Genomic DNA, 13,997 nt, shown 5'->3' with positions numbered 1-13,997 from the left:
GCGATCCCCGGTGTGCGCGTGGTTGCCGGCAACGCGGCCACGGTGGACTTCGCGGAGGCGGCCGGAGCGCCCGAGGTGGCGGTGATTGGCAACCTCCCGTACCACCTGACGAGCTCCATCCTCTTCCAGGTGCTGGAGCAGCGCGCCCATGTGTCCCGGGCCGTCTTCACCCTGCAGAAGGAAGTGGTGGTGCGGCTTGCGGCGGAGCCGGGCACTCGGGACTACGGGCTGCTCACGGTGCTGCTGGGCCTGTACTTCGACATCGAGCACCTCTTTACGCTGGAGGCCCGGCTCTTCCACCCGCCGCCGAAGGTGGACTCGGCGGTGGTGCGGCTGACGCGGCTGAAGGCGCCGCGAGCCCCGGTGGTGGATGAGGATCGATTCATCCGCGTGGTGAAGGCGGCATTTGCCCAGCGGCGCAAGACGCTGCTCAACTCGCTCAAGTCGGACCGGAAGCTGGCCACGCCCGAGCAGTACGTGAAGGCGCTGGAGACAGCAGGGATCGACCCCATGCGTCGCGCCGAGACGCTCACATCTCAGGAGTTCGCCGCCCTCGAGCGAGCCCTGGGGCCTGTGGGCTGACCGAGGCCTGTGCGGAATCCGCAGTCGTTCCTGCGAGTCCCGCATTCATGAGACCCGTCCAAAGACGTAACCACGCGAATCCACCGGATCGCGCTGGCTGGCGCATGCCTTGCTCTAGCTCGGGCCAGGAGCACGGTCCGGGTGCTCCTTCGAGAGAAACACCGAGATTCGAGGAGACGAGCCATGAAGCTTCTGAACGTGAAGGGCCGCGCCGCAGTGCTAGGAACCCTCCTGCTGGCGGTGACGAGCGGTTGTGGTCCCTTGGCTTCCGAGACGGAGGAGGCCCCGACAGCGGCTGACCCAGCGCTAGAGGGCGCCGACACCGCTCAGCCCGAGCGCCGCGGGATCGGCATGCTCCCCCCGCCGCCTCCGCCCCCGGGTGATCAGCCTCCGCCCCCGCCGCCGCCCCCGCCGCCTGTGACCAGTGGGGCAGATCCGCAGCGCTCGCTCGTGGTGACGGACACGGCCATCCTCAGCAAGTTCTCTTTCCAGGCGGTGATGGATCAGATCGTCGGCACCAGCGGAGTCCCCACCACGGCGCTGAACCTCTTCCAGCAGTGGTGGGACACGGCGCGGCCGGCTCCCGGCCTGGGCGCGGGCCCGCATTGTGACAGCCCCGGCGTCGCCAACATGAACGGCTTCCCGTACACGTGTCCGCGCGCCGAGGGCGTCCTGGCCACCGTGGATCCCTTCAGCAACCCCGCCACGAATCCGCACGCCTTCATCGCGATCGGCCTCTTCAACCGCTTCGACATGGCGCCCGCCAGCGGAGCCAACTGTGGCGAGTACCGCGTCGCCTTCGCCAAGCGCTCGGGCATCACCAACCCCCGGGATCGGCTCCTCGTCATCTTCGAGGCGGTGCTGCCCAACCCCAGGCCGGACCTGGGCCTCGAGGGCTGCCGGCCAGTGGCCAGCTTCTGGAACGGACTCACCGCGGATGCGGACGTGAACTCGCGGGGCGACAAGCTGCGGAGCTTCTACTTCGCAGGGCTCCCGGGCTTCATGCCTGTGATCCACGCCGACAACCTGGGCAACCGCGCCAGCAGCACCGGGCAGGTTCGCACCAACCAGTTCATGCAGCCCGCCTGGATGCTGCGCGAGTTCAAGATCCGGCGCAGCTGCGCCGCGACCCCCTGCACCGTCCAGTTCATCCCGGTCACGGTGAAGACAAACCCCGGCGGAGTCCTCTTCAACCCCGTGTCCTCGCACGTGATCGCCTCGGACTTCCAGAACGTCATCTTCCCGGACCAGGTCGCGAACCTGGCCGTCAACGACATCAACCGCTTCTCCTTCTCCGTTCCCGACGCGTTCAACAGCGGCCAGAGCGACGAGCAGAGCCCGACGGAGAACCACTACGTGAATCAGCTCGGCACGGGCCCCAGCGCCCTCCGGGCGAACATCCAGAGCGAGCTGAACGCGATCTCCAGCACGCTCACCCCGGGCCAGGTGGTGGCGCGGGCCATGGCAGTCTCCTGCGCGGGCTGCCACCGCCTCAGCAACGGGGCGAACCTGGGCGGCGGCATCATCTGGCCTCCCTCGCTCGGCTTCACCCACATCTCCGAGCTGACGGATCCGGGGCCGGATGGTCCGCGGCACCGCATCTCTCCGGCGCTCGTGAACACGTTCATCCCGCACCGCAAGGCCGTGTTCGATACCTTCATCAACTCCTCGTGCGGTGACAACGTGTGCAGCGCCTGGGAGACGCGCGCTTCCTGCAGCGCGGACTGTCCGTAGCTCAGCGAGGCGGAGAGCGGGGAGCTCGCTACTTCTCCTGCAGGCCCAGGGCCTTCAGGAGATCTCCCCGCTGCTCCAGGAACGCCCGGAACTCGTGCTCGGGGATGCGCATGCGAGCGAGCACCCCGCGGAGGATCTCCTCCGGGCTCCCGTCCTTGCGGCGCTTGAGCTCCAGCGCTGTCTTGAGGAGCACTACGCCGTAGAGGGGATCGGGTTCCACCGGGGGTGCAGGGCGCGCCTTGGGCCGTGTGGCCTGCTTGCGCTCTTCCAACTTCACCACCGTCTTTGCCCGCTGCCTTCCGCTCATCTCCCGACGAACCCCGACCCACGTGGTTGGAACGGCGCGCGGACCGTACGGAACGTCCCACGGACCGTCAAGCAGACACGCGTTCCCATTCTGTGCTATCCGCCGTCGCGGATGGACTACCGGTACATCGTCGTCGAGGGGCCCATTGGCGTGGGCAAGACGAGCCTCTCCAACCTCCTGGCTGAGCGCTTCGACGCGCGCCGGGTGCTGGAGAGGTTTGAGGAGAACCCGTTCCTCTCCAACTTCTACACGGACCGGCAGAAGTATGCGTTCCAGACGCAGATCTTCTTCCTGCTCTCGCGCTTCCGGCAGCAGCAGGAGTTCTTCCAGCAGGATCTCTTCAGCTCCGTCACCGTGAGCGACTACCTGTTCGCCAAGGATCGGATCTTCGCCTGCCTCACCCTGGACCCGCACGAGCTGGCGCTCTACGACCGGGTGTTCGAGGCGCTGGGCCCTCGGGTGGCCAAGCCGGACCTCGTCATCTACCTGCAGGCCCGCCTGGACGTGTTGCTGCACCGCATCAAGAAGCGGGCCCGGGACTTCGAGCGCAAGTTCGACGCCGCCTACCTGGAAGAGCTGTCGCACGCTTATAACGAGTTCTTCGCCCACTACACCGACACGCCGCTCCTGGTGGTGAACACCTCGGACATTGACTTTCTGAACAGCGAGGCGGACCGCGAGGGCCTGCTGGCGGCCATTCAGAAGGCCCGGCAGGGTGGGATCCACCACTACGATCCCCATCCGGCCAGGCGGGCGTAAGGCCGAGGTGTTTGCTCGCCTGCCCTACAAGGGTTCCCCACAGAACCTGAGAGGGCGTTAGAGTACGGGCAGACCTCCGGCGATCCCTCGGGACGGCGAGAGGTGGACACCGCAGCCCTTGAAACCCACTCCCCCCACGAGGAGGTGAACCGTGAAGGACAAGGTCACCATCCACACCCTGAAGCGACTGAAGCAGGCGGCCCAGAAGATCTGTATGGTCACCGCCTATGACGCCACCTTCGCCCGCCTGCTCGACGAGGCCGGTGCGGACGTGATGCTGGTAGGAGACTCTCTGGGCATGGTCGTCCAGGGGCATGACTCCACGCTCCCCGTCACGATGGAGCAGATGATCTACCACTGCACGGCCGTCACCCGGGGCGCCAAGCGGGCCCATGTGGTGGGGGACATGCCCTTCATGAGCTATCAGACCTCGGTGGAGGGAGCGGTGCGCAACGCCGGGCGGCTCGTGGCCGAGGGCGGTGTGGGCAGCGTGAAGCTCGAGGGCGGCGCCGAGTTTGCCGACACCGTGGCGGCCATCACCCGCGCGAGCATCCCCGTCATGGGGCACCTGGGGCTCACCCCGCAGTCGGTGCACAAGATGGGCGGCTACGTGGTGCAGGGCAAGGACGAGCAGACTGCTCGGAAGATCCTTCAGGACGCGCTCGCGCTCGAGCGGGCCGGCATCTATGCGCTGGTGCTCGAGGGCGTGCCGGTGGAGCTGGCCCGGCAGATCACCCAGCGCCTGAGCATCCCCACCATCGGCATCGGCGCGGGGGTGGAGTGCGACGGGCAGGTGCTCGTCTGTTACGACCTGCTGGGGATGAACCCGGACTTCAAGCCCAAGTTCGTCAAGCGCTACGCGGATCTCCACGGCACCATCACCGGGGCGGCCACCGCCTTCTTCAACGAGGTGCGTGCCGGCTCCTTCCCGGACGAGGACCACTCCTTCCACTCGAAGACGCTGCGCTTGGTGGCCTCCAACGCCCACCCGGAGCAAGAGCCCGCCGAGGGAGGCGAGAAGATCGGTCCCATCTACGGGGTCCCGGTCTAGGCGCCATGGCCTCGCAGGTTCTCCGCACGTTGGCCGAGGTGAAGGCGTGGGCGGCGGACCTGCGTCGGGCGGGGCACCGGCTCGCGCTCGTGCCCACGATGGGCTTTCTGCACGAGGGCCACTTGTCGCTCATGCGCGAGGGGCGCAAGCGCGCGGACGTGGTGGCCACCTCCATCTTCGTCAACCCTGCCCAGTTCGGCCCCAAGGAGGATCTCTCCCGCTACCCGAGAGACCTCGAGGGGGATCTCTCCAAGTGCGCCAGCGCGGGCGTGGATGTCGTCTTCGTCCCCGAGGCGGGGGCAATGTACCCGCCCGGCTATGAGACGTACGTGGAGGTGACGGAGGTCAGCAAGGGGCTGTGTGGAGACCGCCGCCCCGGGCACTTCCGCGGCGTGGCCACCATCGTCACCCAGCTGCTGAGCCTCTTCCGGCCGGACGTGGCCCTCTTCGGCGAGAAGGACTACCAGCAGCTCCAGGTCATCAAGGCGCTGAACCGGGATCTGCACCTGGGAGTGGAGATCCTCGGCATGCCCACCGTGCGCGAGCTGGACGGGCTGGCCATGAGCTCGCGCAATGCGTACCTCTCTGCTGAGGAGCGGAAGCGGGCGCTCGCTCTCTCGATAGGACTGGGGACGGCCCAGTCCTTGTACCGCTCCGGTAGCACCGAGGCGTCAGCGCTCATCGAGGCGGTCCGTCGGGAGCTGCGCGCCGCGGATCTCCGGGAGGACTACGTGGAGCTGGTCGACGCTGAACGCCTCACGCCGCTCTCGAGCGTCCAGCCTGGCCAGCCCGCGCGACTGTTGGTCGCTGCCTTCTGTGGGACCACGCGGCTGATCGACAACCAGCCCATCGGGGGCTAGGGGACGCGCGTATGGCCGGTGGCAAGGCGAAGGTCGCAGCAGGGAAAACCGGGCAGGGGGTGAGGATCATCACCGAGAACCGGAAGGCGCGCGCCGCCTACACCGTGGACGAGAAGGTCGAGGCGGGCCTCATGCTCCAGGGCAGCGAGGTGAAGGCCCTGCGCGACGGCACGGCCAACCTCTCGGACGCCTACGCCCTCCCCAAGGGCAGTGAGCTCTATCTCCTCAATGCGCACATTGGCAGCTATAAACCCGCGAATGTATTCACCCATGAGCCTACGCGGGGTCGTAAACTGCTGATGCACCGTGCGGAAATCGACCGCTGGACAGCGAAGGTGCGAGAGCGGGGTTATTCCATCATCCCGCTTGTGCTGTACTTCAAGAACGGGCGGGCCAAGGTGGAGCTGGGGCTCTGCCGGGGCAAGACCCACGAGGACCGGCGACAGGACATCAAGGAACGGGAGACGAAGCGGGAAATGGAGCGGGAGTCGCGACGCCGCTGATCGCTCTCCTCCGCCCCCGCAGCGGACAGGATGGACAAGAAGGGTCCCGACAAAAAGGAGCGGCTGCTGGCGGCCCTCGAGCAGGGAATGGTGATGATCCACCTGGACGCACGCCGTCCCGGAGTGCTCGTCCCCCAGCACCTGCGCGACGAGCCCCACCTGCGCCTGAACCTCTCGTACCGGTTCGATCCGCCGGATCTCTCGGTGAGCGAGTGGGGAGTGCGCTCCACGCTGAGCTTCTCGGGGACGCGCTTCACGATCGCCGTGCCCTGGTCGGCGCTGTTCGCGATCGCCAGCCACGTCACCAAGGAGCTGTTCTGGATGTACCCGGATGACATGCCGGCGGAGCTCCTCCAGCAGACCCAGGTGACGACCAAGGTGTCCACGCAAGAGGTGCTTCCCCCCCCTGCGCCCGAGGCGCGTCCGCGTGCGGTGCTCCGGGAGGTGCCCGGCGAGAAGGAAGCCGAGCCGCCCGAGGGGCCGCCGGATGATCCGCCTGCGCCGCGCCGCGGCCACCTGCGCCTGGTGAAGTGAGGCGCCTCAGCGTTTCTGGAGCTGGACGTTGAACTGCGCCGGCGCGTTGCCAGGGAAGGTGCCCTTCCACGGCTTGTAGCCCCGCAGCGTCACCTCGAAGGAGATCTCCTCCCCGGGCGGGTAGTCATTGTCCATCAGCAGGGGCGTCGTGCCCTTGTCCTTCCCGTTCACCAGCACCCGGGCTCCCTCGGGCTCGCTGCCGATGATCAGCGGGGGAGGCATGGAGGGAGTGACCGTGAAGGCACCACGCACCACCCGCTCGGCGCTCGGCAGCAGACGCTGGAGGTGGGGCAGCGCGAAGAACCCTGCCGCCACGAGCGCCCCCAGCACCGCCAGGCGCAGCGCCCACCGGCCCCAAGGCCGGCGTGGCTTGTGCTGCCAGAGCGTCTCCTCGCGGGGCCCGCGCGCCTCCAGCTCGAGCTTCTCCGCCGGGGTCTCCAGCACGCTGGGCGAGGCCATGAGCGGAGCGCTTCCTGACATCGTCAGCTCCGTGGCGCAGCGATCGCACGGCGCATGGGCCGAGGGCAGGGGCGCCTCGCAGCGCATGCAGCGGAAGGAAGTCTTGGCTGGGGCCGGGAGCTCCTCGGGAGGCTGTAGGCGTGCCCCAGGCAGGGTGCTGGCAAGGCCGGGGGTGCTGGCAAGGCCAGGGGTGTTGGTAAGGCCGGGGGGCACACGCGGGCCAGGCAGCGAGGCCGGGGAGACGAGCCGCCCGCTCATGCTCAGCTCCGCACTGCCAGGAGGCAGGGTCCACTCTGCGGAGGGCTCAGCCCGCTTGCCGCCAGCCTCGTGCAGCTGCTCCCTGGAGGACGGGCTCGGAGCCCGGATGGCCGCTGGGAGCTGGGGAGCCCCGGCGGCGTGTCCGGAGGCTGGAGCTTGAGGAGCCATCCCTGCAGCGGGTTCGGGCTCCGAGGCCTTGGCCGCCTGGGCCTGCTCGAGCAGGGTGAGTGGCAGGCTCAGCCCCGTGAGGAAGGTGGCCAGCGTGTGAGAGGAAGCGGGCTCGCCGGCCCGAGCCAGGTAGCGCGCGAGCGCCTCGGCCATGGCCTCGGGCTGGGGGAAGCGGGCCTCGGGCTTCTTCTCGAGCGCGCGCATCACCACCTCGGCCAGGGGCGCGGGCACGCCGGTGAGGGAGAGCGGAGCGCCACTGGCGATGGCCATGGCGACGATGATCGCCTCCGTCGAGCTGCTGAAGGGGTGGTGGCCGGTGAGCAGCTCGTAGAGGACGATGCCGAGGGAGAACTGGTCACTGGCGGCGGTGGCGGGCTCGCCGGTGATGACCTCGGGCGAGGCGTAGGAGGGCTTGCCCTTGAAGACACCGGGCTGGGTCCCCTGGGAGACGCCCTCCAGCTTGGCGATACCGAAGTCGGTGAGCTTCACCTCCCCCTCGCGTGACACGAGGATGTTGGAGGGGGAGATGTCGCGGTGGGCCGTGAGCACCGGGCGCCCGTTGTGCGTGCGCCGGTAGGCATGGCTCAGCCCGGCGAGCGCCTGGGCCCCGATGAAGGCCACCAGATGCGGTGGGAGGCCCACGCCCCGCCGGTTCATGTGGCGGATCAGCACGCCGAGATCCCACCCGTTCACCAGCTCCATCACGAGGAACAGGCCGGTGGCGTCACTGCCCACGTCGTACACGCTGACGAGGTTCTGATGCTGCAGGTGCGTGGCCAGCCGCGCCTCGGCGACGAACATGCGCGCGATGGCCTCGTCCTTGGCCAGGTACGGGAGGATGCGCTTGATGGCCACGTGCTTCTCGAAGCCCTCCGCGCCGCGAGCGACGCCCAGGAAGAGCTCCGCCATGCCTCCCGAGGCCAGGGGCTGCACGAGCCGGTAGCGTTCGTTCACGGCGTCCCTCCCGGTACTCTCAGCCCTGCGGCTGGGTGATCTCACGCAGGAGGGGCCAGGGGTAGATGCCGGTGCCGTGCCCGTCGGTGAAGGTGAGGGTGAGCGCGTAGTTGCCCACCGGCTGCAGGAGCTGGATGCGGATGTCCGCCGGGACACGGCCCGGGTCCAGGGTGCGCCGGCTCGTCCACTCGTCCACGCAGGCGGCGCAGGGGCACTGCTGGCGCAGCACCTGGGCGGTGGCAGAGGTGCGCGTCCCATCCTCCCACGTCAGGCTCAGTCCCGAGGCGTCCGGCGCGAGCTGGACGTCCGTGGCGGAGACGGGCTTGGGGGCGGGCTTGATGCGATCCCAGAAGCTCAACGGTTCACCTTCCGAAGCCAGAACAGCGTTGGGCGGTGCTTAGCATCCACCGGGGCCTCAGGGCAGGTGCTACCGCTCAGGAGGCGAGCTTCACCGGCTGGCGATGGCCCTCCAGACGGACGCCCTTCTTCTGGAGCACGGCCCGCAGTGCTCCCACCACCTGGGGATCGAGCTGCGCGCCGGTGAGCTTGTCGAGGATCTGCATCGCCTGCTCCAGCGGCATGGCCTTCTGGTACGGCCGCGTGGAGGTGCACGCGTCGAAGGTGTCCGCGCACGCGACGATGCGGGCCAGCAGCGGGATGTCCTCGCCTTTGATCTTGTCCGGGTAGCCGGTGCCATCCCAGCGCTCGTGGTGGCTGCGCACGCAGGCCCGCACTCCGGACAGGAAGCTCACGGGCCCGATGATGGAGTCTCCAATGGCCGGGTGCTCGCGCATGATGGCCATCTCCGCGTCCGTCAGCCGCGACTGCTTGCAGAGGATGGACTCGACGATGCCGATCTTGCCGATGTCGTGGAGGATGCCGCCGTACTGGAGCTGCTTGAGCTGGCGCTCGGGGAGGTTCAGCTCCTTGCCGATCTCCACCGCCACGTCTCCCACGCGCTGGCTGTGGCCGCGGGTGTACGCGTCCTTCGAGTCGATGGAGTTGGCCAGCGCGACGATCGTCTCCAGGTAGCCCTGCTCCAGGCTCTCGTAGAGCCGGCGGTTCTCCAAGTCATACGCCATGAGCTGCTTGCTCATATAGTTGAACGTCTGGGCCAGCTCGCCCAGCTCGTTCTTCTGGCGGATGTTCACCTCCGCGCCGAACTTGCCGTTGGCCAGCTCCATGGCCGTGGCAGTGAAGTTCTTCAGCGGCCGGGTGAGGTTGCGCGAGAAGGTGGCCGCCAGCACGCACGCCACGAGGATCGCGGCGCCCAGCCCTAAAAGGATGTGCCGCTCCATCGCCTCCACCTGGTGATAGGCCTGCACCACGGGTTGCTCGGAGACGATGCCCCAGTCCACTCCCGGCACCAGCGCATAGGAGGCGACGACGGCCTCCTTGCCCGTGCCGAAGTTGCCCACGTGGAAGTGCTCCGTGTCAGGGCTCTGCGCCTGGGCGATCTGCTGGAGCAGGTGCTCCACCGGGCCGCGCTTGGAGACGTCCGTCGCGCCACCGAGCGAGGGCCCAGCCGCCACGACATGGCCGTGGCGATCCGCCACGTAGAAGAAGCCGCTGGAGCCCAACCGCTCATCCTGGATCAGCTTCTGGAGCGCCGTCAGCGACAGGTCCGCGGCGATGTAGCCCTTGGCCGGATCGCCCACAGGGAAGGCCATGGTCAGCACGGGCAGCCCCTGGGGACCCTGGTGCACGACCTCCGAGTAGCGCACGTCGGTGAGGTCCTCCATCAGCAGCTGGGCCCGTGCCTCGTGCTCGGCCACCGCGGTGGGGGGAATGTCGTTCACGGCGAAGGCCTGCAGGCCTGGCAGCCGCTCCTTTTGTGGGGAGAAGACGGTGATGGCCAGCACCTCGCGGCGCTGGGTCAGCACGGAGGCCAGCAGGGCGCGCTGCTCCTCCTGGGGGCGCGTGAAGAAGGCGGTGCTGGCCAGGGCCAGGACGGGCTGGGTGGGCTCGGACAGCAGATCTCCCAGCTTGAGCCGCAGCTGCTTCACGCGCTCCTGGGCCAGCTCCTGCGCATCCCGCACCAGCAGCTCGCGGGTATGGGAGACGGAGAGCCACCCCACCATCACCGTGGGGATGATGCTGGCGACGAGCATCAACAGGAGGATGGCTTTGAAGAGGCGCACGTTGTTCGTCCCCCAGGGCTACTTCCAGTTGGTCTTCCCCACCTCGAGCGCCACCTTGTCCTCGGTGAGCTCGAAGAGGCGCTCAGTGGACGCGTTCGACCTCTGGCTCTCACTCAGTGCTCTCACCGTCCATCGATAACGGCCGGCCGGGAGCATCGGCAATTGCCACTGCGTGGTGCTGAGGGTGCGGCGCAGGGGCGTGCCCTCCGGGGGCAGCACCTCCACCTCGTACCCCTTCGCGCCAGCCACGGCGTGCCACGTCAACGTCACCGGGCCGAGCTGGCCCTTCACCGGCGCGAACTTGAAGCGGTGCCCGTCCGTGGGCATGCGGGGCTGGGGCACGTTCAGGAGCGCCTCGGGAGCCGGCGGCGCCTGACCCTTCGCGACGCGCACCACCTCTCCAGCGTTCACCGGCTGTGTCTTGTCCTCAGCGCGCACCCGCACCGGTGGCCCCGTCTGCACGGAGACGGTCGTCTCCCCTTCCTCGTCCACCTTCACCCGGAAGGTGGAGGGCTGCCCCGCGCCCGGAGACAGCAGGGCCCACGCGCTGTCCGCCGTCTTCGCCGCGGCCACGTAGTCGGCAGACTGGAACTGAGTCTCCGCCTCCCGGAGCTTGGCGGAGGCCTCCTCGCGCCGCGCGGCGTTTCGATCCGCCTGCGCCACGGCGTTCCGGGCTGCCGCCAGCGCGCTCAGAGCCCGGCTGCGATCCTCCGTGGGCGGCAGCTTGAGCGTGGTGCCCGCGGGCACCGCATCCGAGGTGAGCCCGTTGAGCGCCTTCAGCTCGCTGGCGCCGTTGGGATCCCCGAGCGTGCGCTCGGCGACCTGGGACAGGGTCTCTCGCTCGTTCACCACGACCTCGCGCTCCGAGGGGGTGGTGCCGAGCCAGAAAAGGAAGAAGAGGGCGCTTCTCATCGGAATACGATCTCCCTTCCCGCTTGGACAGTGGCGGACGGCGTGGACACGGACAGGGACTGGGTGGCCGGCGTCTCCAGCGCCGCGTCCACCTGCCCCTTGAGCACGGTGAGATCGGTGCGCTCCTGGCCGGGCCGGGGCCGCGTCTCGGCGATCCCGATCAGCGCGTCCTCTCCCAGGTTCACCATGCCGCCGTTGGAGAACAGGACGCGCGCGCTTGCCCCTGCGGCAGTGCGCACCTTGTCATTCTCGAAGAGCGGCAGCGACTCTCGAGCCGCCAGCCACTCATCCCCAGTGGCGCGCTTGAGCTTCACGTCCCCGCGCACCTCCTTGAGGTGGGCGCGCGGCTCCGGCTGGCGCGTGGGTGCAGGGGGAGGCGCTGCCGGCTTCTCATCGGCGGTGCAGCCAATGGGCAGAGCCGAGAGCGCAAGAGCGAGGGGCATGTAGGTCCAGCGTCCATTCACGAGCGGTTTTCCAGGAGCCGCACTCTACCCAGGAATCGGTCCCGCTCGCACGGGCTGACCACGGGGGCGCTCGCTAGTCCAGACGCCGATGTTGGAGACAAGGCAGGTTGCGTCGGATCCGTGCCAGAAGCTCTGGATCTACCGGCGCCACGGCCAGTCCCTCGCCCTCCGAGGCCCGCGCGGTGACGAGCCCCCACGGATCCACCACCATCGCGTGCCCATAAGTGATGCGCTTGTCGGAGTGGCGCCCACCTTGAGCGGGCGCGAAGACGTAGCACTGGTTCTCGATGGCGCGGGCGCGCAGGAGCACCTCCCAGTGGTCCTTGCCCGTCATCATCGTGAAGGCCGCGGGGACGGCCAGCAGCGTCGCCCCCTCCTTGGACAGGCGCCGGTACAGCTCGGGGAAGCGCAAGTCGTAGCAGACCGAGAGCCCAAGCCGGCCCACCTCCGTCGGCGCCCCCACCACCTCCGTGCCGGGCGCCACCGCCGCGGACTCCTGGTAGGTCGCACCATCGCCTACATCAACATCGAAGAGGTGCATCTTCCGGTAGACAGCCAGGCGCTCGCCCTGTGGCCCGAAGAGGACACTGGTGTTGTAGAGGCGGTTGCCCGGCGCCCCGGTCTCCAGGATGGAGCCAGCCAGGAGGGTGAGGCGCAGCTCGCGCGCCAGCTGGGCCATGCGAGCGAGCGTGGGCCCGTCCAGCGGCTCGGCGGCGCTGGGACGGTCTGCCTCGGAGCCCATCCAGGAGAAGTTCTCGGGGAGGCCCACCAGGCGGGCCCCCATCCCGGCCGCCAGCCGGACGAGCCGGGTGGCACTCTCCAGGTTGTGGGCCTTGTCCTCGGTGGACACCATCTGTGCGGCGGCAATGAGGTGCATGGGAGCGTTATAACGCGCTGTTGGGGGCTCAGAACCCTTGGGAATCATTGTCCTTGGGCGCTCTGTTCCACTCCTGGGCCGGGTGCGTCATCCTTTACACCCCGTCTGGCCGTGTGGTAGGGGACCCGCCCGACATTTTTCGAAGGCAGCACCTCGAAGAGTGGGCCGCCGTGCCCGCTTTTCTTTTTTTGGAGCACTGGAGCAAACGTTTCGTATGGCGGAGAGCAACTTCAAGCAGACGGTGGAGGAGAAGGCGATGAGCCTGCTCGAGCCCATCGTTGCGGGCGAAGGGCTCGAGCTCGTTGACCTTGAGTTCGTCCGCGAGCGTGAGGGGTGGGTTCTCCGTCTCTTCATCGACAAGTCGGGTGGCAAGGTAGGCCTGGACGAGTGCAGCCAGGTCTCTCGCGCGGTGGACCCGGCGCTGGACGTGGAGGACTTCATCCCCCACGAGTACAACCTCGAGGTCTCTAGCCCTGGGGTTAACCGGCCGTTGAGGAAGCTGGCTCACTACGAGCGGGTGAAGGGGCAGAAGGTCAAGGTGAAGACCTACGGCCCCATAGGCGACCCGCCCCGCAAGAACTTCTCCGGCAAGCTCACCCAGGTGTCAGGAGAAGAGATCGCGGTCGAGGTGGAGGGGGCGGGCAGCTTCCGCATCCCCTTCAAGGACATCGCCAAGGCCCATCTGGAGTTTGAGTTCTAGCCGTCAACATACAGGGCACGCCCTCGAGCGGCGGGCCCGTGGACCCTTTCGGAGAAGACCATGCCCCCTACACAAGCACCCAACATCAATCTGAACCTCGTCCTGGACCAGGTGGCCAAGGACAAGGGCATCGAGCGGGGTGTGCTGATCGCGACCCTCGAGGACGCGATGAAGACCGCGGCCAAGAAGCACTTCGGCCAGGATCGCAACCTGGAGGCGAAGTATGACCCGGACAAGGGCGTGGTGGAGCTGTTCCAGGCCATCGTCGTCGTGGACGAGATCACCGATCCGGTCCAGGCGGTGAACCAGATCCTCCTCACCGAGGCCCGGAGGAAGGGCATGGAGGTGGAGGCGGGCGACGAGCTGGTGTTCCAGATCTTCTACCGGGACGAGGACGCCGCCGAGGCCAAGGCCCAGGACGATCAGTACGGCGACATCCTCCGGCTGAAGACGTTCCGCCGCGGCTTCGGCCGCATCGCCGCCCAGACGGCCAAGCAGGTCATCCTGCAGCGCACCCGGGATGCGGAGCGCGAGAACGTCTTCAACGAGTACAAGGACCGCAAGAACGAGATCGTCACCGGCATTGCCCGCAGGTTCGAGCGCGGCAACATCATCGTGGACCTGGGCCGCGCCGAGGCGGTGCTGCCGGTGCGCGAGCAGGTGCCCCGCGAGACTTACCGTCCGGGCGACCGGGTCCAGGCCTACGTGCTGGACGTGCTGCGCGAGTCCAAGGG

16 protein-coding genes are annotated in these 13,997 nt (G+C 68.2%); 9 read left to right on the top strand and 7 right to left on the bottom strand.

Features of this window, described 5'->3' with window-relative positions; all coding sequences use genetic code 11:
• Both VD972_RS03315 and VD972_RS03310 read left to right on the top strand, forming a co-directional pair.
• Nucleotides 1-582 (top strand): rRNA adenine dimethyltransferase family protein (locus tag VD972_RS03315; RefSeq protein ID WP_324980599.1); only part of this gene is annotated, 582 nt, incomplete at its 5' end.
• A 183-nt stretch (nucleotides 583-765) separates the two neighbouring features.
• Nucleotides 766-2,316: a hypothetical protein gene (locus VD972_RS03310; protein ID WP_324980596.1), complete on the top strand. Its 1,551-nt coding sequence runs from the start codon at nucleotides 766-768 to the stop codon at nucleotides 2,314-2,316.
• Between the two features lie 28 nt (nucleotides 2,317-2,344).
• Here the strand turns inward: VD972_RS03310 and VD972_RS03305 are convergent, their stop codons facing one another.
• Nucleotides 2,345-2,623, bottom strand: coding sequence for a hypothetical protein (locus VD972_RS03305; protein WP_324980594.1), 279 nt, complete (start codon nucleotides 2,621-2,623; stop codon nucleotides 2,345-2,347).
• A gap of 111 nt (nucleotides 2,624-2,734) precedes the next feature.
• Here VD972_RS03305 and VD972_RS03300 point away from each other — a divergent pair, with 111 nt between their 5' ends.
• From VD972_RS03300 to VD972_RS03280, 5 genes are all read left to right on the top strand, one after another.
• Nucleotides 2,735-3,382 carry a deoxynucleoside kinase gene (locus VD972_RS03300; protein ID WP_324980591.1) on the top strand — a complete coding sequence of 216 codons (648 nt, stop codon included), beginning with the start codon at nucleotides 2,735-2,737 and terminating at the stop codon, nucleotides 3,380-3,382.
• Between the two features lie 151 nt (nucleotides 3,383-3,533).
• Nucleotides 3,534-4,433, top strand: coding sequence for a 3-methyl-2-oxobutanoate hydroxymethyltransferase (gene panB / locus VD972_RS03295; protein WP_324980588.1), 900 nt, complete (start codon nucleotides 3,534-3,536; stop codon nucleotides 4,431-4,433).
• Nucleotides 4,434-4,438: 5 nt separating this feature from the next.
• Nucleotides 4,439-5,293 carry a pantoate--beta-alanine ligase gene (gene panC, locus VD972_RS03290; protein WP_324980584.1) on the top strand — a complete coding sequence of 285 codons (855 nt, stop codon included), beginning with the start codon at nucleotides 4,439-4,441 and terminating at the stop codon, nucleotides 5,291-5,293.
• An 11-nt stretch (nucleotides 5,294-5,304) separates the two neighbouring features.
• Nucleotides 5,305-5,796, top strand: a complete 492-nt coding sequence (smpB, locus tag VD972_RS03285) for an SsrA-binding protein SmpB (protein WP_324980581.1) — start codon at nucleotides 5,305-5,307, stop codon at nucleotides 5,794-5,796.
• A 30-nt stretch (nucleotides 5,797-5,826) separates the two neighbouring features.
• The gene (locus VD972_RS03280) at nucleotides 5,827-6,330 is read left to right on the top strand and encodes a ClpXP protease specificity-enhancing factor SspB (protein WP_324980579.1); all 504 of its coding nucleotides are present in this window, start codon (nucleotides 5,827-5,829) and stop codon (nucleotides 6,328-6,330) included.
• A gap of 6 nt (nucleotides 6,331-6,336) precedes the next feature.
• Here VD972_RS03280 and VD972_RS03275 read toward each other — a convergent pair whose 3' ends face one another.
• From VD972_RS03275 to VD972_RS03250, 6 genes are all read right to left on the bottom strand, one after another.
• Nucleotides 6,337-8,169 carry a protein kinase domain-containing protein gene (locus VD972_RS03275; RefSeq protein WP_324980577.1) on the bottom strand — a complete coding sequence of 611 codons (1,833 nt, stop codon included), beginning with the start codon at nucleotides 8,167-8,169 and terminating at the stop codon, nucleotides 6,337-6,339.
• 19 nt (nucleotides 8,170-8,188) lie between these two features.
• On the bottom strand, nucleotides 8,189-8,527 hold the full coding sequence (locus VD972_RS03270) for a DUF971 domain-containing protein (protein WP_324980574.1): 339 nt from the start codon (nucleotides 8,525-8,527) through the stop codon (nucleotides 8,189-8,191).
• 76 nt (nucleotides 8,528-8,603) lie between these two features.
• Nucleotides 8,604-10,310 (bottom strand): HD domain-containing phosphohydrolase, encoded by a 1,707-nt coding sequence (locus VD972_RS03265; RefSeq protein ID WP_324980571.1) that lies wholly within the window; start codon nucleotides 10,308-10,310, stop codon nucleotides 8,604-8,606.
• A gap of 18 nt (nucleotides 10,311-10,328) precedes the next feature.
• Nucleotides 10,329-11,222, bottom strand: a complete 894-nt coding sequence (locus VD972_RS03260; protein WP_324980568.1) for a LysM peptidoglycan-binding domain-containing protein — start codon at nucleotides 11,220-11,222, stop codon at nucleotides 10,329-10,331.
• The gene (locus tag VD972_RS03255) at nucleotides 11,219-11,665 is read right to left on the bottom strand and encodes a FecR family protein (RefSeq protein ID WP_324980566.1); all 447 of its coding nucleotides are present in this window, start codon (nucleotides 11,663-11,665) and stop codon (nucleotides 11,219-11,221) included. Before VD972_RS03255 ends, VD972_RS03260 begins: the two co-directional genes overlap by 4 nt.
• Nucleotides 11,666-11,759: 94 nt before the next feature.
• Nucleotides 11,760-12,563 carry a carbon-nitrogen hydrolase family protein gene (locus VD972_RS03250; protein ID WP_324980563.1) on the bottom strand — a complete coding sequence of 268 codons (804 nt, stop codon included), beginning with the start codon at nucleotides 12,561-12,563 and terminating at the stop codon, nucleotides 11,760-11,762.
• 214 nt (nucleotides 12,564-12,777) lie between these two features.
• Here VD972_RS03250 and rimP point away from each other — a divergent pair, with 214 nt between their 5' ends.
• Both rimP and VD972_RS03240 read left to right on the top strand, forming a co-directional pair.
• Nucleotides 12,778-13,263: a ribosome maturation factor RimP gene (gene rimP, locus VD972_RS03245; protein ID WP_324980560.1), complete on the top strand. Its 486-nt coding sequence runs from the start codon at nucleotides 12,778-12,780 to the stop codon at nucleotides 13,261-13,263.
• Between the two features lie 60 nt (nucleotides 13,264-13,323).
• Nucleotides 13,324-13,997 (top strand): NusA N-terminal domain-containing protein (locus VD972_RS03240; protein WP_324980557.1); only part of this gene is annotated, 674 nt, incomplete at its 3' end.

It is taken from the genome of Hyalangium sp. (assembly GCF_035629615.1).
Taxonomy (GTDB): Bacteria; Myxococcota; Myxococcia; order Myxococcales; family Myxococcaceae; genus Hyalangium.
The sequence above is the reverse complement of the archived record's forward strand: the minus strand, read 5'-3'. Positions and strand labels throughout refer to the sequence as shown.

Bases quoted from the DNA above. Each gene is read 5' to 3' on its own strand.
- VD972_RS03260 (WP_324980568.1), bottom strand. From the start codon at position 11,222: ATGAGAAGCGCCCTCTTCTTCCTTTTCTGGCTCGGCACCACCCCCTCG.
- panC (WP_324980584.1), top strand. From the start codon at position 4,439: ATGGCCTCGCAGGTTCTCCGCACGTTGGCCGAGGTGAAGGCGTGGGCG.
- VD972_RS03255 (WP_324980566.1), bottom strand. From the start codon at position 11,665: ATGCCCCTCGCTCTTGCGCTCTCGGCTCTGCCCATTGGCTGCACCGCC.
- rimP (WP_324980560.1), top strand. From the start codon at position 12,778: ATGGCGGAGAGCAACTTCAAGCAGACGGTGGAGGAGAAGGCGATGAGC.
- VD972_RS03300 (WP_324980591.1), top strand. From the start codon at position 2,735: ATGGACTACCGGTACATCGTCGTCGAGGGGCCCATTGGCGTGGGCAAG.
- VD972_RS03280 (WP_324980579.1), top strand. From the start codon at position 5,827: ATGGACAAGAAGGGTCCCGACAAAAAGGAGCGGCTGCTGGCGGCCCTC.
- VD972_RS03250 (WP_324980563.1), bottom strand. From the start codon at position 12,563: ATGCACCTCATTGCCGCCGCACAGATGGTGTCCACCGAGGACAAGGCC.
- VD972_RS03305 (WP_324980594.1), bottom strand. From the start codon at position 2,623: ATGAGCGGAAGGCAGCGGGCAAAGACGGTGGTGAAGTTGGAAGAGCGC.
- VD972_RS03310 (WP_324980596.1), top strand. From the start codon at position 766: ATGAAGCTTCTGAACGTGAAGGGCCGCGCCGCAGTGCTAGGAACCCTC.
- smpB (WP_324980581.1), top strand. From the start codon at position 5,305: ATGGCCGGTGGCAAGGCGAAGGTCGCAGCAGGGAAAACCGGGCAGGGG.